Source organism: [Clostridium] polysaccharolyticum (genome assembly GCF_900111595.1).
In the GTDB taxonomy this organism is placed as follows: domain Bacteria; phylum Bacillota; class Clostridia; order Lachnospirales; family Lachnospiraceae; genus Clostridium_AI; species Clostridium_AI polysaccharolyticum.
Map to the genome: position 1 here is coordinate 12149 of NZ_FOHN01000031.1, position 20330 is coordinate 32478.

Here is a 20330-nt window from a genome sequence, read left to right on the forward strand (position 1 = left end):
GCGAATGTCGTAAAGTGGCAGTTGTCCAATATCATGGCAAAGGTAAAAATGAAAAGAGGCTTGAATAATATGGAAGTAGTAAAAAGAGACGGAAGAGTAGTTCCTTACGATAGAAACAAAATCTTAATTGCAATCCGCAAAGCAAATATCGAAGTGGACGAATTGGAAAGAGCATCTGACGAACTGATGGAATGCATCATTGCTGGCATCGAAAATATGGGACAGGCAAAAATGCAGGTAGAGGACATACAGGACATTATTGAACAGAAGCTTATGGCAGATGGAAAATTTGTATTAGCGAAAACATATATCATTTACCGTTACCGCAGAGAACTGGTACGTAAAGCCAATACAACAGATGAATCTATCCTTAGCCTGATCCAGAACAGCAACAAAGAAGTCATGGAGGAGAACTCTAATAAGAATGCTGTAATCGCATCTACACAGCGTGACTTAATTGCAGGAGAAGTTTCCAAAGACTTAACAAGACGTCTGCTGCTGCCAGAAAAAGTATCCAAGGCACATGAAGAGGGCGTGATACATTTTCATGATGCGGATTATTTCTTACAGCCGATTTTCAATTGCTGCTTAATCAATATAAAAGATATGTTAGACAATGGAACTGTTATGAACGGAAAGTTAATTGAAAGCCCTAAGAGCTTCCAGGTAGCATGTACCGTTATGACACAGATTATCTCTGCTGTAGCCAGCAGCCAGTACGGAGGACAGTCCGTAGATGTTCGCCATTTAGGAAAATACCTGAGAAAGAGCAGAGAAAAGTACAGAAAGCACTATGTTGAAAAATACGGCGATTCCTTATCAGAGGAATTGATGGAACAATTTATAAAAGACCGATTGATGGATGAATTAAAATCTGGTGTGCAGACAATCCAGTATCAAATCAATACACTAATGACAACCAATGGACAGTCTCCATTCGTAACGTTATTCTTAAATCTGGATCCTGCAGATGAGTATGTAGAAGAAAATGCCTTAATCATCGAAGAGATTTTAAAACAGCGTCTAGAAGGCATTAAAAATGAAAAGGGCGTTTATGTTACTCCTGCTTTCCCTAAGCTGATTTATGTATTAGATGAACACAACTGCTTAAAAGGCGGCAAATACGACTACATCACTAAATTAGCCGTAAAATGTTCTTCTAAGCGTTTATATCCTGACTACATTTCCGCTAAGAAAATGCGTGAAAACTACGAAGGAAACGTATTTAGCTGCATGGGATGCAGAAGCTTCTTATCTCCTTGGAAAGACGAAAATGGCGATTATAAATTTGAAGGAAGATTTAATCAGGGGGTTGTCAGCTTAAACCTTCCGCAGATTGGTATTATTGCAGATGGAGATATGGAGAAATTCTGGCAGATTCTTGAGGACAGACTGGCACTTTGTTTTGAAGCATTAATGTACCGTCACCGTTCTCTGGAAGGAATCAAATCTGATGTAAGTCCAATCCACTGGCAGTACGGTGCCATTGCAAGACTAGAAAAGGGTGAGAAGATAGACAAACTTTTACACGGCGGTTACTCCACCATTTCACTAGGATACATCGGTTTGTATGAGGCTACAAAATTAATGACAGGTGTGAGCCATACACAGCCAGAAGGCACAGAATTCGCCTTAAAATTAATGAATCGCCTAAGACAGGCAACAGACACTTGGAAAGAAGAAACTGGCCTAGGATTCGGTTTATATGGAACCCCGGCAGAATCCCTATGCTACCGTTTCGCAGAAATCGATAAGAAGAGATTCGGTTCTATCAAAGATGTTACAGATAAGGGGTATTATACAAATTCTTATCATGTAGATGTACGTGAAAAGATAGATGCATTCAGCAAATTCACATTCGAGAGCCAGTTCCAGGTGATTTCATCAGGCGGAGCCATTTCCTATGTGGAAATTCCAAACATGAGAAATAACCTTGAAGCGTTAGAGGATATCGTGAAGTTTATTTATGATAACATTCAGTATGCGGAGTTTAATACGAAATCGGATTACTGTCATGTGTGCGGTTTTGATGGCGAAATCGAAATTAACGATGATTTCGAGTGGGAATGCCCTCAGTGCCATAATAAAGACAAGAATAAGATGAATGTTACAAGAAGAACCTGTGGGTATCTGGGCGAGAATTTCTGGAATGCTGGGAAGACTAAGGAGATTAAGGCTCGGGTGCTGCATGTGTAGGGCAGAATAGAGAAAGGTAAAGAAGAGATCAAAAAAAGCATATGTGAATTTTTTGGTCTCTTTTTATTTTGATGCTGTCTATAGGATTTCAAGGATAGAAGGGAGAGAAAATATGAATATTCGGATAATGACTATAGAGGATTATGACCAAGTATATGCATTATGGCAGTCCTGTAAGGGAATGGGGCTCAATCCTGCAGATGATTCCAAAGAGGGGATTGAGAAATATTTAAAGAGAAATCCGGCCACCTGTTATGTGGCGGAAGAGGATGGAAGGATTGCGGGTGTGATACTAGCAGGCCATGATGGACGAAGAGGTTTCTTGCATCATACTGCCGTAAGTGAATTACATAGGCATAAAGGTATAGCAGCAAAATTAGTGGATGCGGCACTCTCCATTTCCTATCAAGTTAAAAGCCCCTAAAAAGACAGGGGCGGGATGCGCACTCAGGGAAAGGAAGATTCGCTTGGAAAGCAGCGGATTCCCTTCGGCGCGGCAAAGTCTGAGTTTCCTCAAGACAATAATGGCCGCGAGAGTATGAGGAACTCATACTTTGATTTATTATTTAGACTCGTCTGTATAAGGGGCAAGCTGCAGACGGATAAAATATCCCTGATCCACACCGCAGACAGGACATTTTTTCGGAGCCTGCTCCCCTTCGTAAATGTAACCACAATTAAGGCACATAAAGCCTTGGGAAACACTAGCTACATATAAGCTGTTCTCCTCTAGCCATTTCGCAAAACGGCCAAAACGGTTTCCATGAACTTTTTCAATACCAGCGATATTGTAAAAGGAGCTGGCTACTTGCGGAAATCCTTCTTCTTTTGCTTTATCGCCAAAAGCGATGTAAACGTCATCTGATTCCTCATATTCATTATGTTGTGCTCTCTTTAACAGTTCTAACAGATTTTCGCTAAGGTCAACTGGATATCCACCATCAATATGGATGGTTTCTCCAGCTAATTCTTTCAAATGCTGGTAAAACACCTTTGCATGTGCCCGTTCTTGTTCAGCAGTAAATAAAAAAACCTTTTCCAAAACCTCCTGTTTCTGCTTTTTTGCTTCTTCTGCTGCAAATGTATAGCGGTTTCGAGCCTGGCTTTCCCCTGCAAATGCACGCATTAAATTGTCCTTGGTTTCACTGGTTTTAAAATCCATATTCCATTATCCTTTCTAAGAAAATTAGTTGTGTATTTAGCATTTCTCAAAAATTGCAGTTTTATTCAAACAATGAAAATGACATGCAATCTGGTTTGTGTTAAAATGGTAAATGTAGCCAGTTACTATGTTTTGAAAATCAGGAGGTATCTTATGAAAAGTAAAGGTCATATTTATATGGCAAACCTTCTTATGAAGGAGATTAAGGAAAAAGGTGCAGTTACCATAAAGGGGACAGCGTACACCATTCCTCAAGAGGTAAGAACCGCAATATTACAACATCCAGAAGCATTTCGTGCAGGAGCTGTAGGCCCCGACTTTTATCCAGACATAATTATTGGACAGTCCGATATTCACCCATCTTATTCAGGTGAGTGGCTTAAAATAGTCGAAAATGAATTATCAAAAACGTCAAAAAACTCTTCAGAATGGACAGCTGATTACGCATTTTATCTAGGTTACATGATGCACTATGCCAATGATATGTGGACGCATTATTATGTGAATGATCTATCTAAAGGAAGTTTCCCAGGGTTAGAAGACATTCGTAATAACCCAGATAGTGCTTTAATTGCAATCCGGCATATTTTAATTGAAACTTACATAGATAAGAAAGTACCAGCAACAGAAAGCATGAATATCCAGGCACCAGTCGAATTTATAGGAAGATGTTTTTCTTCCGCAGATGCAAGAGCAAAATATACGGAATTAAATGTTTTGGGATATTTATTATCCGTTCAGGACGATGTCAATACAATGGCATCCGACAGTACAAAACGTATGCTGGATATCGTTAATTATTATCCAGGCTGGCAGAAGGAAATTAAAACAGCCATTACAGAATGGTATAAATTGTGGAATAAGATAGCAGTAGACTTTTTACAGGATGATGGAGGAATGTCCCAGGCAAAAGAAGACTTTGAAAGATGGGTAAAAGATTACGCAGTAGAGGCAACCGCTATTCCTGTGTGGGCAATTGATCTTGCAAGAAGCCTGAAACTTTTGAAGGTTGCTTTTGAGCTCATTCTAGAGCCTCTAAAGAAAATGGCAACGGAAGTCTTATCCCAGATGCTTTATGCAGCCACTGGAATCAGTGTAAAAGACTTTGAAGAAATCATTGAATTATTTAAAAAGATGATGAAGCAGCCAGAGCTTTACTTAAATAACGGAATCCTATTTGATTCTAAAAATGTTACAGATCGTATTGATGCAGACTGCGGAAACTTTGGAAAAACAGGTTCAGCCATTTACAATCAGACATTCCGTCCATTTGCCCAGGCACTAAATATGGGAATGCTAAGTCTCATTGGAGTGGATAATCTGAATAGTATTATGGTCAAATACGGTTCTCCAATACAGTTTATAGGAAAACTGTTACAGCCATCTGTCAGCAAATTAAACATTACGATCAAGACTTCTAGCAAGCTCTGGTCTGGTACGGATGATAATGTATACTTTGGTCTGGCATTAAATGATGGAAAAGATACTGTATTAAAGTATCTTATGGATAAACCAGGCTATAATGATTTTGAAATGGGAGATAAAGACACCTATGTATTCCAGCTTCCATACTCTGTACTGTATAGTGATATTAAAGAAATCCGTTTATGGAAAGATTACATAAAGATTGATGATGACTGGCGCATCTCATCTATTGTGGTGACAGATGCAGTCGATGGCTTTGTTTTATTAAGTAATTCTAGTACCAAGACATTAACCAAGCGAAATGTATATCCATATCCCGTAACGAAAAAGCGAGGTTTGGAAAGACTGGCGACAGATTCCAAAGTACTGAATTATTTGTATAGCTTAGATGTGGCAATCCCTAAAAATGAACCGAAAGACTATAAATCATGGGAACAAAAGGAATGTTTTCTAAATGACTTTGAAACTTATCAAAATGGTGGAAGAATTTGGAATGAATTTACCAAAGTGGTATTTCAGCTAAAATAATTTGCCCCCAATGGTATACCTTGATATTCGCAGTAAAATAAAGTATCATATACTATGTTTTTAAGACAAAGGATAGAAGGTGTACACATTGAATTATGCAGATATAAAACGAATTGACGTAGCCAATGGGCCAGGTGTCAGGGTTTCTCTTTTTGTAAGTGGATGCACCCATCACTGCAAAGGATGTTTTAATGAAGAGGCATGGGATTTTCAGTATGGCAAGCCATTTACAGAAACAGAAATCGGCCTTATTATAGAATATTTAAATAAAGACTATATCAAAGGGCTGACCATTCTAGGCGGTGAGCCTTTTGAATATGCTAATCAGAAAGGCATTCTTCCTTTATTGCGAAGAGTTAGAAAGGAACTTCCGGAAAAATCAATCTGGTGTTTTTCCGGATATTTATTTGACCAGCAGATTCTTGGAGAAATGTACGAGAAGTGGGAAGAAACCAGAGAAATGATTTCTTATCTGGATGTAATTGTAGATGGGAAGTTTGAAGAAGAACGAAAGAATTTAGGTGTTCGTTTCCGTGGTTCCGATAATCAGAGAATCATTCTGGTACAGGAATCCATAGAACAGGGAGAAGTGGTGCTTTGGGATGAGGCATAGTGAGTAAGGAATACTTTACAGGGAACATTTCCACGTGGTAAAATAGCCGAGGCGGGAAAATAGAAATGGCAATTTCTGACAATGACGGGTAAAGGAGAAAAACAATGAAGATAAATGTAAAGAGACTAACTGAGACAGCAACGATTCCAACAAGAGGCAGTGAACATGCCGCAGGATATGATTTGTATGCAGATATTCAGGAACCGGTTGTGATAAAGCCAAATGAGAACTGCAAAATCGGTACAGGATTAGCATTTGAGATTCCAGAAGGATATTTTGGTGCAATTTTTGCAAGAAGCGGAATGGCAGCAAAGCAAAGCTTACGTCCAGCAAACTGTGTTGGAGTTTGCGATTCTGATTACAGAGGAGAATATATTGTTGCGTTACACAATGATTCCAGTGATGAGAAAGTAGTGAATCCAAAAGATAGAATAGCACAGCTGGTTGTGATGCCTTATCTTGTAGTAGAATTTGATGAGGTTGAGGAACTGGATGAGACCAGAAGAGGAACTGGCGGATTTGGATCTACTGGGAAATAGTTTGCTATTAATCTATATCCCAAAGCTCTTTGCCAGTTCGGTTTTTAGCAGCAGTTATTATTGTACCTTTGCATGTGCATAAAAAAACTCCCAATCAGATTTCATCTCTCATTGGGAGTTTTCCTTTATTCATAAACATACCACATAGCAGGACGAATAGCAAATCCAGCTACATTAACTAGATAGCCATATTCCATAATGATATTTCCTTCTGCCAGGAATGAAGCTGTTTTTGGGTCACTTCCTGGGGAACGAAGCCAAGTATTGACTTTGCATTTAGGCATTATGTCAGCATACTGTTGTGCCTCATCTAAACTAAGAAGAAATACCTGATCCTTGGTGTCATTTCCACCGTCTACCTGATACATTTCGTTATCATCCATTTTCACATCAGACATTAGAATATTATTTTTTTCTTCTTCTGAAAAGGTATCCATAAACTTGCCATTTAAAAATTCACGGACATCTGAATTTTCCCAAGTCACATTTTCTAATGTGTTATGGTAGGTGATATCATCAATTGCTCTATTTTTAATTAATAGAGCTGCATTTTCTTTCTTGTCAAGGATGGTCCATGAGTGACCACCAATTATAACTTGTTTTCCCACGTTAGAATTTTGAACAATTAACTGTTCAACTGCCGCTTCTTGTACGTCGCTGTCTTGATAAGAGTGCGCCTGGGCAAAAGCTTGCCTAGCATGAGAGTAATCCTGATTGTTCTTTAATTTCAGTCCGTAATAATATTTGCACTCTTCAAGTCTGGATGCAGAATCTTTATAAGTATCCAGCTTTGAATAAAGCTTGATTGCCATGCTGTACATCCCAGCTGTTTTGTAAGCGCGCGCGCGGAAATACTTGAAAGATGTAGTTGTGAAAGAAAGAAAGAGCACTACTACAAAAACCGCTATCATTATTCGCATCATATTACCTCGGATTGATTTTTTTTCAAATTTCGCTTTGAGCTGTAAACACTTTTCTGCCATGTTTGGCGCATCCTGATAATCTTCCAGATTTAGAAACTGCTCTTTGGCTATGTCACAATCTCTAGCATTTTTTGCATTAGAAAGCTTTTTTAAAGCTGATTCATAAGCATTTGCTTTTATGTCAAGTCTCGTCTGTTTTGCACGTTTGCGACATTCTTTACAATACTGTCTGGAGTCCTTGTAGTCTTCTATTTGTTTGAAACCTGCAAGAGCTTTACGATATATCAGGATTTTGTCTTTACATGCAACCATGCAGTCGGCTGCATTGAATAATTTTTTTGTTTGCTGGTAAATCTCTTCCATCCTGTTAAAACCTTTCTTCATCCTAAATTAAGCAGTTGTATTGAAATAATTAACAAACATAAATCTGTTAATGAACAAAACAACTATGCAGGCAGTTTTTATAAAGGAGCCATGAGCACTTTTCCAGAACCACGATATACATTGACCAGACCTTCTCCAGATGCAGCAGAACCAACTAAGCTTCTGGTTGTTCGTTCTACCGTGAATTTTAAACTTTGGCTCCAAGCAATTGCATAACTGCCATCTATCTTTAGGGTGTCATTATCGAGTGTAATTTCTATTAATTCATCTCTTGGTACAGGTGATTCCAATACTGCATAGCCTTGTCCTGTAAGACAGGAGTTGAATAATCCTTCATTGCCGGCTAATGCAGATGAGAGTGTATTACGTGCAACAGTTTTCATATCAACGCTTCCATCGCAGGCCAAGAAAAGTCCATCTTCGATTACCATGCCGTTCCAGGATTCTACATTTTCGATAAGAAGATGTTTGTAGGTTGGCTCTAAAACAATCATGCCATTTCCCTGGTAGCGAGGCTTAATTGCACTTTCTTTTGTAACTTTTGATGCTGCAAATTTTTTAATCAGGTCACCAGCACCTTTGATGTTAGTAGCAGCAGAAACATTACCCGCCATCCACTGCATGGAACCTGCCTGAGTAATTACATCTGTATTATTCAATGTAATATAAACCTGCCTCTTTCGAATATTCATTTGAGAGGCATAAAAACTCTGGATTGCAGTTGCTGGTTCCACACTAAGATCTTGTGCATATTCAAAGATTGTGAAAGCCCCTTTTTCTTCAAGTCTTCTCTTGAACTTTGTGTCATTCATATTAAGCTGAAACATGATATCCTCCTTCAAAACTATTATACCTTGTACTATATTGTATCATATGTTGCTAATATGCACAAATACATGTCATGTGGTTATATTGTGCTATTTGCACATTTTGGGCAAAAAAAAGCAAAAATACACAAACATACGTTCGAAAAAACATGCTGAAAATGTAGAAGGGGTATGCCATTATGGAAGAGAAAACACGATTATTGTCTGGCAGCAAAAGAAATAAACTTCTGGATGGTTTGGTTCTGGAATCCGTCATTGGCATAGGCAAAACCGACTTCCCGCCTTGGAATTTCTCTTAAAATTGGCAGTTCCATTAAAGTTCCGTTTTTCAAATCATCTTGTACAAACTCCTTGATGACACAGGCAATGCCAATACCGATTTTGGCAAATTCAATCAGAAGATCCATATTGCTGACTTCCAGAATTTGATTTATAATAATTTCCTGATTCTCAAAATACCGTTCAATGTAGCGTCTTGTGATATTTTCCTCGTTCAGAAGCATGATATTCCCATCTTTGAAAATATCCAGCTCCATTTCGCCAGTACGAAGTTTCAGGTTCTCATAATAGGTGGCAGTTGTAACAAAAGTGTCCTGAATGGTTTTCACAGGATGAAACACAAGTTTCTTTAAGTGGTCTGGCTTTCCGATAAGCCCAATATCAATCTGGCCCTTTTCTAACAGTTTAACGGTATCAAAGGTAGACTGGCATTGAATGGTTACTTTTATGTGTGGATATTTTTCTACAAACCCTTTCAAATAGGATAGTAACAGATATTTGCAAAGGGTAGTGCTGACACCAATGCGAAGATGTCCGATACCAAGCTGTTTCATGCGGGCAATCTCCTGTTCTCCCTTTCGGATTGTTTCAAATGCAGTGCTTATCTGGCCGTATAAAATGGTGCCTTCTTCAGTCAAAGTAACTCCTCTGGAACTTCTGTGAAATAAAGTGACGGACAAGGATGCTTCTAGCTTTTGAATGGCCTTACTGATAGCTGGCTGGCTTATGTAAAGTTCATTGGCAGCTCTAGAAATATTTCCTTGCCTAGCTACCGTATAAAAAATATGGTAAAGAGAAAGATTGGAATCCATAGGCAACCTCCTAATATAACTACAAGTTATCATAAACATAGTTTATATGTATTTCATTTATAGTAATTTCTATGTTACAATGTGTACATAAAAATTACAAGAGAAAGTTAGGAGGAATTATTTTATGGGAATGACGATGACACAGAAAATTCTAGCTGCTCATGCTGGACTTGATAAAGTAGCTGCAGGACAGTTAATTGAAGCAGATCTGGACTTAGTGCTAGCCAATGATATTACAGGACCAGTAGCGATCCATGAGGTTCAGAAATTAAATAAAAAAACAGTTTTTGATAAAGATAAAATTGCTTTGGTACCAGACCATTTTACACCGAATAAAGATATTAAATCTGCTGAACATTGTAAATGTGTCCGTGAGTATGCCAAAGCACAGGATATTGCCAACTATTTCGAAGTTGGGGAAATGGGAATTGAGCATGCATTATTACCTGAAAAAGGATTAATTGTAGCTGGAGAAACTTGTATTGGTGCTGATTCACACACTTGTACATACGGAGCTTTAGGAGCATTTTCCACAGGCGTAGGAAGTACAGATATGGGTGCGGGAATGATTACAGGAAAAGCTTGGTTTAAAGTACCTTCTGCGATTAAATTTGTATTAACAGGCAAACCATCTAAATGGGTAAGCGGCAAAGATGTAATTTTACATATTATTGGTATGATTGGTGTAGATGGTGCACTATATAAATCCATGGAGTTTACAGGGGATGGAATTAAGAACTTAACAATGGATGACCGTTTTACCATTGCCAATATGGCTATTGAAGCAGGTGCTAAGAATGGGATCTTCCCAGTAGACGATTTGACAATCGCTTATATGAAAGAACATTCTAAGAAAGAATTTACAGCATATGAAGCAGATGAAGATGCAGAATATGATGAGACATATACCATTGATTTATCAACATTGGAGCCAACTGTTGCATTTCCTCATCTTCCAGAAAATACAAAGACAGTAAAAGAATCTGGTGATGTGAAGATTGATCAGGTTGTGATTGGTTCTTGTACTAATGGCCGTATTGACGATTTAAGAACTGCGGCAAAAGTGCTAGAAGGCCGTCATATTGCTTCTGGCATCCGTGCGATTGTGTTCCCGGCAACACAGACGATTTACTTACAGGCAATTGAAGAAGGATTAATCCAGACCTTCATCAAAGCGGGCTGTGTGGTAAGCACACCAACTTGTGGACCATGTCTTGGTGGACATATGGGTGTATTGGCAGCAGGAGAACGTGCTGTTTCTACTACAAACCGTAACTTTGTAGGACGTATGGGGCATGTAGAATCCGAAGTGTATTTAGCAAGTCCTGCAGTTGCAGCAGCAAGTGCTGTTACAGGAAAAATCTCTGAGCCAGCAGAATTAGGATTATAAGGAGGATAAGAACATGAAAGCAAACGGAACAGTTTTTAAATATGGAGACAACGTAGATACTGATGTCATTATCCCAGCAAGATATTTAAATTCATCAGACGGAAATGAATTAGCAAAACACTGTATGGAAGATATTGATGCAGATTTTGCCACAAAGGTAAAAGAAGGCGATATTATCGTTGCCAACAAAAACTTTGGATGTGGTTCTTCCAGAGAACATGCACCACTTTCTATTAAATGTGCTGGTGTCAGCTGTGTTATTGCAGAGACATTTGCAAGAATTTTCTACAGAAATGCAATCAATATCGGACTTCCTATTATCGAATGTCCAGAAGCTGCACAGAACATTGAAGCAGGAGATAATGTAGAAGTGGATTTTGATTCTGGTATGATTTACAACAAGACCAAAGGAACACAGTTCCAAGGCCAGGCATTTCCAGAGTTTATGCAGAAGATTATTACGAGTGGTGGACTTATGAACTATATTAATGAGAAATAATCAACTGTAGAAAATAAATATAAAAATGGAATTAAAACATATGGAAAAAGAGGATGCTGCATAAATACGCAACATCCTCTTTTAAGGATTATAGATGGTTTAATTAACTTTTAGCAATGGCAAGGCATATGTAGAATTTGAACATATATTGAAAAGAACAAAACAAAGGTATAATATTAAAATAGTAAACTATTAAAATAGTAAACAAAAAATATCTCCATAATATGGAGGTGGCAAGATGACCCAAGAAGAAAGATAGCATTAGTGTTTCCAAGTCATTTGGCTGGAGCCTGTTACAATATGCCTATAAGAAAGGATAATGGACTGATGAGTTATTTAGATCAATTAAGAGAAGAAAATGAATCCGTGAAAGAGCGCTATGAACTTGCTATGGACCGTGTAAATACTATGTTAGAAGAAAAAGAAAGTACATGGTTATTCCAAGAGGAAAATGAAAATTTTTTCTGCTATTTCCAGGAAGTAAAAGAATACTTAAAAAAAATAGAGAAAACATATGGACTGGTTGTTACAGGCGAAACAAAGACTATGGCTTTAGAAGCTTTGCAGGAACTAAATCATGATTTATACCAGACATTAGGACTGGATAAGCAGGAGTCCTATGAGACCAGTTTTTTAAATCCTCAGTATGCTGCCATGAAATTAGGAAAGAAGGACGGAAAATTATTAAGTTTTGTGTATACGGAATTAACAGGTTTGGTTTCCTATGCATTTACCCAGAGATTATTTGATATGACTATAGGGATTGAACTGTTTCTAGAGATTTTCGGATACTACAATGATAATTCCGGTAATGCATACAAAGACGCTAAATCAGCTGTGTATTACTATATCAGTGATTATAGTGATGTCCGTATGGAAATGCGTACCCGTGAACTTTTTGATCCTTCTTTAAGCTTTGTAGCAGAACTTATTGAAGAGTGGGATTTAAATGATTTACGTTATTTATACCAGTTTGGAGAATATATTGGAGAAAATGAACTTGGTGCTGCGGCGTATTTGAATACTCTGTCTCAAAAAGAAATTGACAGTCTGGCAGCTACTTTTACAGAAGGCTACCGTAGTGGGTTTATCAATAACAATATTGATTTAAGCAAGAAGTCTACTGTAAATATCCGTTACAATATTGGATTTGAGAGAATCTTAAAAAGTGCAATTGCCCAGTTTGAAAAAATGGGACTGAAACCGACCATTTACAGTGCGGCAAAAAGCAGCATTCATAAAAAGAAAAACTTGAAAGTTGGCTATACTACAACATTCCCAGTTCAGCAGTTTGACTATGATCACCGCTTTGATGAAGGCTTATATCTGGATAAAGGATTTGTAGAAAGAAAGCTTGCAACTCTTCGTATGGCATATGAAAAGTACAAGGATCTGGCAAAACAGTTTGCAGGTCCATGTTTAATTGAAGTATTTGGAGAAGTGCCATTTGAGCCAGTAGAAAAAGAAGAAGCAGCTGTTTTATCAGAAAAGCAGCAGAAGCTTATGGTGTATTATGCCAATGAAGCGGGTAAGATAAGCAATGAATATATGCCAGGGGATGAAACCAGCTTTTGTATTATTGCATTTCCAATTCCAGAGATCGGGGATAAGTTTCAGGAGATTTTCCATGAGACAGTGAAAGTAAATACACTGGATATGGATATGTACCGAGAAATCCAGCAGAAAATCATTGATACCTTAGATCAGGGGGATTATGTTATTGTGAAAGGAACCAATGGCAACCTGACAGATATCAAAGTAAAATTAGGAGAATTAAAAAATCCTGAAAAAGAGACTAACTTTGAAAACTGTCTTGCAGATGTAAATATTCCAGTAGGAGAAGTGTTTACTTCGCCTAAACTAGAAGGAACCAATGGCATGCTTCATGTAACAAGAGTATTTTTAAAAGGCTTGGAGTATAAAAACTTAAAACTTGTTTTTGAAAATGGAATGATTAAAGATTACTTCTGCAGTAATTTTAAAGAAGAAGCAAAAAACAAAAAATACATTGAGGATAATCTTCTTAACCAGCATAAGAGCCTGCCAATCGGTGAGTTTGCGATTGGTACCAACACAACTGCTTACCAAATGGGCAGAAAGTATGATATCCAGGCAATGCTTCCGATTCTGATAGCAGAAAAGACAGGACCGCATTTTGCCATAGGAGATACCTGTTACCGAATGAGCGAGGATTTAAAAGTATATAATCCAGATGGAAAAGAAATTGTGGCACGTGATAATGAATGCTCTATTCTGCGGAAAACAGATATGGATAAAGCGTATTTTAACTGTCATACGGATATTACCATACCATATGATGAACTTGGTGAAATCAGCGTGGTTAAAAAGAATGGAACGAGAATTCCCATTATTACAGAGGGCAAGTTTGTGTTAGAAGGAACTGAAAGACTAAATGATGCATTGGAAATATAATAAAGTTTAGGGGCAAGGATGTCTGGAAAAAACTTCAGGCATCCTATAGCATTATTTTGACCAATTCCTGTTTTGCAAATTCCATTATTTGTGATATAATGATTCCGTTCCATACATTGGAATACATACAAAATGAAATACAGTTAGGAGAGATAGGCATGGCTAAAGTAGGAATTCTTATGGGAAGTGATTCCGATCTTCCAATTATGAAAAAGGCAGCAGAAATGCTTGAACAATTTGGAATTGATTATGAGATGACAGTTATCTCAGCACATAGAATGCCAGAAATCTTTGTTGATTATGCAAAGAAAGCAGAGGAAAGAGGCATTGATGTGATTATTGCAGGTGCAGGCGGAGCTGCACACCTTCCTGGTATGTGTGCAGCACTTTATAAATTACCAGTTATTGGTGTTCCAATTCACACAAAATCACTTGGCGGGGTAGATTCATTGTATTCTATCGTACAGATGCCATCAGGCATTCCGGTTGCAACTGTTGCAATTAATGGTGCAGCCAATGCAGCTATTTTAGCAGCAGAAATGCTTTCCATTGGAGATAAAGAGTTAAGGACAAAAGTAAAAGATTATTGTGCTGGGTTAAAAGAGGCAGTTGTGAAAAAAGCAGAAAAGCTTGATGCCTTAGGATATGAAGAGTATATAAAGCAGATGTAGTTTTTTACAGCAGATGTAAATGCCAGAGGAAATTCAGGTTTTCTCTGGTATTTTTATTATAGACATGATCAGGAGGAAAAGGTATGGGAGAAACGGTTCGGAAAAATATGCTTTGCTTTGTCTCAAGTAATTCCAAGAAGCTAGAAGAAGTTGAAACCCTGTTTACCCAACATAATATGGAAGTGGCTTGTGTTCCCTATAAGATAAATGAAATTCAATGTCTTGAGATGAAGGATATTGTAGCTGACAAGGTAAAAAAAGCGTTCTATGAGTTGAAAAGACCTGTATTTGTTGAGCAGACAGGTTTATATATAGAAGAGTTTGGAAGACTTCCGGGAGGACTTACAGAGATTATGTGGGAATCACTTGGAGCAGAGAAATTTTGTGGCTTTTTTGGGCGTAGGAAAAATGTGAATGCCAAAGCGGTTACGGTTGTGGGATACTGTGATGGTAAGTCTGTTATGATGTATGAAACGACCATAGATGGAAGAATTGCATCAAAGCCAGAAGGAGACAGGGACTATCAGTGGGATTGTATTTTTATACCGACGGGGCAGAAGGAGACAGTTGCGGTTCTGCAGGAAAAGAAATTGTGGGGATCCATTCGTCATAAGGCATTAGCTTTGTTTATTGCGGAATATGTACGGAACGTTAGGGGGGGAAGAAGATGAAGGAACTAAGGGAACTGACTGAGAAAATACGGACGGGAAATGTGATTTTATTTGTTGGGGCAGGAGTTTCGGCAACCCTGAATCTTCCTACCTGGTCCCAGATGCTTAGAAAAGTTGCCATTGATCTGGAATATGACCCAGATATCTTTTCAATGTATGGGGATCCGCTGGTACTTGCAGAATATTATAAGATTCAGAAGGGGAATCTGAAAGGGCTTGCGAATTGGATGCGAGAAAAATGGAAGGTGGAAGATGAGAGGATACGGAATTCTTTTGTGTACCAGAAAATAGTGGAACTGGACTTTCCAGTAATTTATACCACGAATTTTGATACTTGTTTAGAACAGGCGTACCGTATCTTTAAGAAGCCGTATACAAAGATTGCGAGGGTGCAGGATATCTGTAAATGCCAGAAAGGGATTACGCAGATTGTGAAACTTCATGGTGACGTAGGGAATTATCATAACATGGTGCTGACAGAGAGCAGTTATTTTGACAGGATGGATTTGGAATCACCATTGGATATCAAGTTAAGATCTGATATTCTGGGAAAGTCGATTTTGTTTATTGGGTATAGTCTGTCGGATATTAATATTCGTTTTTTATTGTATAAGCTTAATAAAATGTGGGGATTTGGGAATAAGAAGTCGCAGCCTCGGTCGTATATTTTTATGGCAAATCCTAACCGGATCCAGGAGGAGGTTATGAGGAACAGGAATATTACTCCGATTATTGGAGAAAATACAGACCAGACGGAGAGTCTGGAAGGGTTTTTAGGGAAACTTAAGCAAGTAAAATTATAGAAGAATGTAATACCTAATCTGATTTTGACAAGAATACATCAAGGAAAAACTGCTAGGAAACTTATAGACGCTTGATGGAAGAAATAATACAGAATAAGACAAAAAGGCTATTGTGAAATATCTCTAAGAATGTTTTGCAATAGCCTTTTATTTTAGATACTCTTATAAAGCAAAACATATTAATCACCTATACTTATAAATACCATAAGAAATAAATAACTTGAAACAAGGGACAAAATTCTGAAAGTGTGTTACAATACCCCTAGATGCTCTCACCCATGATGGTGTAAGAGGCTTTGAATAAAAGATTTTAACAGAAGTTTGCAGCGAAAAGTTACAGATTTTTAAGAGAAACATCATTTTCGAGCTTAGGAGGAAAAAAAGATGGATTATAAGAAAGCAGGAGTCGATATTGAAGCTGGTTACAAATCAGTAGAACTCATGAAAGAACATATTAAAGGTACAATGCGTAAAGAAGTTTTAACAAACATTGGTGGGTTCTCAGGAGCATTTTCAATGGAAAGCTTTAAAAACATGGAAAAACCAACGTTAGTATCCGGTACAGATGGCGTTGGAACCAAATTGAAACTTGCATTTCTATTAGATAAACACGATACGATTGGTATTGACTGTGTAGCTATGTGTGTCAATGACATTGCATGTGCAGGTGGAGAACCATTATTTTTCCTTGATTACATTGCATGTGGAAAAAATGAGCCACAGAAAATTGCTACCATTGTAAGTGGTGTGGCAGAAGGATGTAAACAGGCCAATGCAGCATTAATTGGTGGTGAAACAGCAGAGATGCCAGGTTTCTATCCAGTAGATGAATACGATTTGGCTGGTTTTGCAGTTGGTGTGGTAGATGAAAAAGATTTAATTACAGGAAAAGATCTGAAAGCAAATGATGTTATCATTGGGATTGCTTCTTCTGGAATACATAGTAATGGCTATTCTTTGGTGCGTAAAGTATTCAGCATGAACGAAGAGGCGTTAAATACTTACTATGAATCATTAGGAAAAACATTAGGAGAAACTTTACTGACTCCTACTAAAATATACGTAAAAGCATTAAAAACATTAAAAGATGCTGGTGTGAAAGTAAAAGCATGCAGCCACATTACAGGTGGCGGTTTTTATGAAAATATTCCACGTATGCTTCCAGAAGGAATCCATGCCGTAATCAAAAAAGATTCTTATGAAGTACCAGCTATCTTTAAAATGATGTCTGTTGACGGTGACATTGAAGAAAAAATGATGTACAACACATATAACATGGGGATCGGCATGATGATTGCAGTTGAGCCAGAAGATGTTAATTACGCTATGGAACTTATTAAGATTGCTGGTGAAACTCCGTATGTCGTTGGTGAAATTACAACGGGTGACAAAGGGGTAACACTTGTCTGATTGTCTGGCATGGAGGAAAATATGAAAATAGCAGTACTTGTATCAGGTGGCGGAACCAATCTGCAGGCAATTATGGATAGTCTTGATCGTGGCGAAATTACCAACACTTCCATTGAAGTCGTAATCAGCAACAAGAAAGAGGCTTATGCATTAGAACGTGCAGATAAAAAAGGAATTGCCAATGTCTGTATCTCACCAAAAGATTTTGACAAGAGAGAGGACTTTAATCAGAAACTTTTAGATACTTTAGTGGAATATCAGGCAGATTTAGTTGTGCTTGCCGGTTATCTGGTTATTATTCCGGAAATCGTAGTAAAGCACTTTGAAAATAGAATCATAAACATTCATCCTTCCCTGATTCCTTCTTTTTGTGGAGATGGTTTCTATGGACTTCATGTACATGAAGCGGTACTTGCAAGAGGAAACAAAGTAACAGGTGCAACAGTGCATTTTGTAGATAATGGGACAGACACTGGCCCAATCATTTTACAGAAAGCAGTAGAAGTGCAAAATGGAGATACTCCAGAGATTTTGCAGCGTCGTGTTATGGAACAGGCAGAATGGCACATTCTTCCTAAGGCAATTGATTTGATTGCTAACGGAAAAGTGAAGGTAGAAGGAAATATAGCAACAGTATTAGACTAAAATAAATCTATGCCACCTCATGTTTGTTATGGGGGGTGGTGTTTGTAGGTTAGGAGGACAAACATGAAAGTATTAGTAGTTGGAGGCGGCGGTAGAGAACATGCCATCGTAGCAAGCGTAGCAAAAAGCAAAAAGGTAGATAAGATTTATTGTGCACCAGGAAATGCAGGAATTGAAGCATTGGCTGAGTGTGAGCCGATTTCAGTAATGGAGTTTGATAAATTAGTAGCATATGCAAAAGAAAAAGAAGTGGACTTTACCATTATTGGACCAGATGATCCGCTAGGAGCAGGTATCGTTGATGCCTTTGAGAAAGCAGGATTAAGAGTATTTGGCCCTCGCCAAAATGCTGCTATCATTGAAGCATCAAAAGCATTTTCAAAAGATTTAATGAAAAAATATAACATCCCAACAGCAGCATATGAAACATTTGACTCTGCGGAAGATGCAATGAAATATTTAGAACAAAGCAGTTATCCTATTGTTTTGAAGACCGATGGTCTTGCACTTGGTAAAGGAGTATTAATCTGCAACACTAAGGAAGAAGCCATGGATGGAGTAAAATCCTTAATGCTTGATAAACAGTTTGGTTCTGCTGGTGACAGAATCGTTATTGAAGAATTCTTAACAGGACGTGAAGTTTCTGTATTATGTTACTGTGATGGCAAGACAATCAAAACTATGACAAGTGCACAGGATCATAAACGTGCAAAGGACGGTGACCAGGGTTTAAATACTGGTGGCATGGGAACATTTTCTCCAAGTCCTTTTTACACAGATGAAGTAGATGCGTTCTGCAAGAAATATGTATACCAGCCAACGATAGATGCTATGAAAAAAGAAGGCAGAGATTTTATCGGTATTTTGTTCGTTGGATTGATATTAACAGAGGATGGTCCGAAGGTTTTAGAATACAACGCTCGATTTGGAGACCCTGAAGCACAGGTTATTCTCCCACGAATGAAAAATGATATCATAGATGTAATGGAAGCTTGTGTAGATGGAAAACTAGACAGCATAAATCTTGAATTCGAAGATAATGCAGCAGTATGTGTAGTTTTAGCATCTGATGGATACCCACAGCAGTACGAAAAAGGAAAAGTAATAACTGGTTTTGAGAACTTCGAGGGAAAAGATGGTTATTACCTGTTCCATGCGGCAACAAAGAAAACACAGGATGGTATTGTGACAAATGGCGGTCGTGTACTTAATGTTGTTGCAAAAGGAGAAGATTTAAAACAGGCACGTGCTGAAGCTTATGAGGCTACAAAGTGGGTTGGCTTTGCTAATAAGTATATGAGAAATGACATTGGCAAAGCCATTGAGGAAGTGTAAAAAATAGTTTCTATTTTTACAGCAGATAAAATAATTTAATTTACAACTTAGCAATCTGGTAATATGTCAAGATAAGATTTGCATTGTTTTTGATATGTTTTTCTTAAAAAAGAGTACACAAAAAAGACCCACGACTTTCCTTGAAGAAAAATCGAATGTTAGTTCGGCTCATTATGAAGTTCGGTGTCTAATTTTTCACCGGTGTACAATTGGTTTTTGACCAGCAATCCAAAAACGAGTCGTACGAATTTACGAGATGTCAACGCGAGTGCTCTTTTGTGCTGATGTTTCGGTACTTCGCTATATTTCTTCGCGTAATAGTCCCGATACTCAGGCACGTGTCTTCTGACACTATTAGCGGCTTCGCCAAGGTAATAACGCAGATAAGCATTTCCCGCTTTCTGCATATGGGTGTCTTCTGCATGGAAGTCACCAGACTGGCTTTTAGACCAGGTAAGACCTGCATATTTAGCCAACGCATCGGAGGAATGAAATGCATTAATATCGCCAATTTCGGCGATGATCCCACCGGCAAAAACAGGTCCTATGCCATCAATGGATTTTAGTATGGTAAAGGCATTTGGGTTCATTCCACTTATTGTTTTCTCAATCGCCTTATCAATTGCCTTGATTTCATTCTGGAATGTTTCAATGCAGTTGAAGGAACTGGAAAGAGATATATTTAATGGCTCATACAGGCATTTATCAAGGCGGTAGGAATCACGGGCAGCCTTTTTAAGAAGTTCAGCAGTTCTGGAAATATCGGTAATCCGGTTTCTGCTTTT

At 38.0% G+C, this 20330-nt stretch carries 19 protein-coding genes; 14 read left to right on the forward strand and 5 right to left on the reverse strand.

Annotation, left to right across the window (positions count from 1 at the left end; genetic code table 11):
• Positions 1–69 precede the first annotated feature (69 nt).
• Both nrdD and BMY85_RS13620 read left to right on the forward strand, forming a co-directional pair.
• Entirely contained in the window at positions 70–2196 is a 2127-nt protein-coding gene (nrdD, locus tag BMY85_RS13615) for an anaerobic ribonucleoside-triphosphate reductase (RefSeq protein ID WP_092478832.1), read from the forward strand.
• A gap of 112 nt (positions 2197–2308) precedes the next feature.
• The gene (locus BMY85_RS13620) at positions 2309–2620 is read left to right on the forward strand and encodes a GNAT family N-acetyltransferase (RefSeq protein ID WP_207646556.1); all 312 of its coding nucleotides are present in this window, start codon (positions 2309–2311) and stop codon (positions 2618–2620) included.
• Between the two features lie 138 nt (positions 2621–2758).
• On the opposite strand, the gene BMY85_RS13625 is transcribed toward BMY85_RS13620, so the two are convergent.
• Positions 2759–3358 (reverse strand): rubrerythrin family protein, encoded by a 600-nt coding sequence (locus BMY85_RS13625; protein ID WP_092478817.1) that lies wholly within the window; start codon positions 3356–3358, stop codon positions 2759–2761.
• 153 nt (positions 3359–3511) lie between these two features.
• Here BMY85_RS13625 and BMY85_RS13630 point away from each other — a divergent pair, with 153 nt between their 5' ends.
• The 3 genes from BMY85_RS13630 (at position 3512) to dut (ending at position 6463) form a co-directional block, all read left to right on the forward strand.
• Entirely contained in the window at positions 3512–5311 is a 1800-nt protein-coding gene (locus BMY85_RS13630) for a PLAT/LH2 domain-containing protein (RefSeq protein ID WP_177180800.1), read from the forward strand.
• Positions 5312–5390: 79 nt separating this feature from the next.
• Positions 5391–5924 (forward strand): anaerobic ribonucleoside-triphosphate reductase activating protein, encoded by a 534-nt coding sequence (nrdG, locus tag BMY85_RS13635; RefSeq protein WP_408643301.1) that lies wholly within the window; start codon positions 5391–5393, stop codon positions 5922–5924.
• 104 nt (positions 5925–6028) lie between these two features.
• A complete protein-coding gene (gene dut / locus BMY85_RS13640) occupies positions 6029–6463 on the forward strand; it encodes a dUTP diphosphatase (RefSeq protein ID WP_092478820.1) in 435 nt (144 codons plus the stop codon).
• A gap of 125 nt (positions 6464–6588) precedes the next feature.
• Here dut and BMY85_RS13645 read toward each other — a convergent pair whose 3' ends face one another.
• From BMY85_RS13645 to BMY85_RS13655, 3 genes are all read right to left on the reverse strand, one after another.
• Complete coding sequence (locus BMY85_RS13645; RefSeq protein WP_092478821.1) at positions 6589–7749, reverse strand: DUF6273 domain-containing protein; 1161 nt, start codon at positions 7747–7749, stop codon at positions 6589–6591.
• A 98-nt stretch (positions 7750–7847) separates the two neighbouring features.
• On the reverse strand, positions 7848–8597 hold the full coding sequence (locus BMY85_RS13650; protein ID WP_092478822.1) for an AIM24 family protein: 750 nt from the start codon (positions 8595–8597) through the stop codon (positions 7848–7850).
• A 197-nt stretch (positions 8598–8794) separates the two neighbouring features.
• Positions 8795–9688 (reverse strand): LysR family transcriptional regulator, encoded by an 894-nt coding sequence (locus BMY85_RS13655; protein WP_092478823.1) that lies wholly within the window; start codon positions 9686–9688, stop codon positions 8795–8797.
• A gap of 124 nt (positions 9689–9812) precedes the next feature.
• On the opposite strand from BMY85_RS13655, the gene leuC reads away from it, so the two are divergent.
• The 9 genes from leuC to purD all read left to right on the forward strand — a co-directional run bounded on the left by leuC (position 9813) and on the right by purD (position 19545).
• A complete protein-coding gene (leuC, locus tag BMY85_RS13660) occupies positions 9813–11078 on the forward strand; it encodes a 3-isopropylmalate dehydratase large subunit (RefSeq protein ID WP_092478824.1) in 1266 nt (421 codons plus the stop codon).
• Between the two features lie 13 nt (positions 11079–11091).
• A complete protein-coding gene (gene leuD, locus BMY85_RS13665) occupies positions 11092–11577 on the forward strand; it encodes a 3-isopropylmalate dehydratase small subunit (protein WP_092478825.1) in 486 nt (161 codons plus the stop codon).
• 300 nt (positions 11578–11877) lie between these two features.
• A complete protein-coding gene (locus BMY85_RS13670) occupies positions 11878–14010 on the forward strand; it encodes an aminopeptidase (protein WP_242939745.1) in 2133 nt (710 codons plus the stop codon).
• A 158-nt stretch (positions 14011–14168) separates the two neighbouring features.
• Entirely contained in the window at positions 14169–14681 is a 513-nt protein-coding gene (gene purE / locus BMY85_RS13675; RefSeq protein WP_092478826.1) for a 5-(carboxyamino)imidazole ribonucleotide mutase, read from the forward strand.
• An 83-nt stretch (positions 14682–14764) separates the two neighbouring features.
• Positions 14765–15352, forward strand: coding sequence for a non-canonical purine NTP pyrophosphatase (locus BMY85_RS13680; protein WP_092478827.1), 588 nt, complete (start codon positions 14765–14767; stop codon positions 15350–15352).
• Positions 15349–16155 carry an SIR2 family protein gene (locus BMY85_RS13685; protein ID WP_092478828.1) on the forward strand — a complete coding sequence of 269 codons (807 nt, stop codon included), beginning with the start codon at positions 15349–15351 and terminating at the stop codon, positions 16153–16155. The genes BMY85_RS13680 and BMY85_RS13685 overlap by 4 nt, the downstream gene beginning before the upstream one ends.
• Before the next feature lie 384 nt (positions 16156–16539).
• Entirely contained in the window at positions 16540–17565 is a 1026-nt protein-coding gene (gene purM / locus BMY85_RS13690; protein ID WP_092478829.1) for a phosphoribosylformylglycinamidine cyclo-ligase, read from the forward strand.
• 21 nt (positions 17566–17586) lie between these two features.
• Complete coding sequence (gene purN, locus BMY85_RS13695) at positions 17587–18210, forward strand: phosphoribosylglycinamide formyltransferase (protein WP_092478830.1); 624 nt, start codon at positions 17587–17589, stop codon at positions 18208–18210.
• Between the two features lie 63 nt (positions 18211–18273).
• The gene (gene purD / locus BMY85_RS13700; protein WP_092478831.1) at positions 18274–19545 is read left to right on the forward strand and encodes a phosphoribosylamine--glycine ligase; all 1272 of its coding nucleotides are present in this window, start codon (positions 18274–18276) and stop codon (positions 19543–19545) included.
• Between the two features lie 158 nt (positions 19546–19703).
• Here the strand turns inward: purD and BMY85_RS13705 are convergent.
• Positions 19704–20330 (reverse strand): transposase (locus BMY85_RS13705; protein WP_143066397.1); only part of this gene is annotated, 627 nt, incomplete at its 5' end.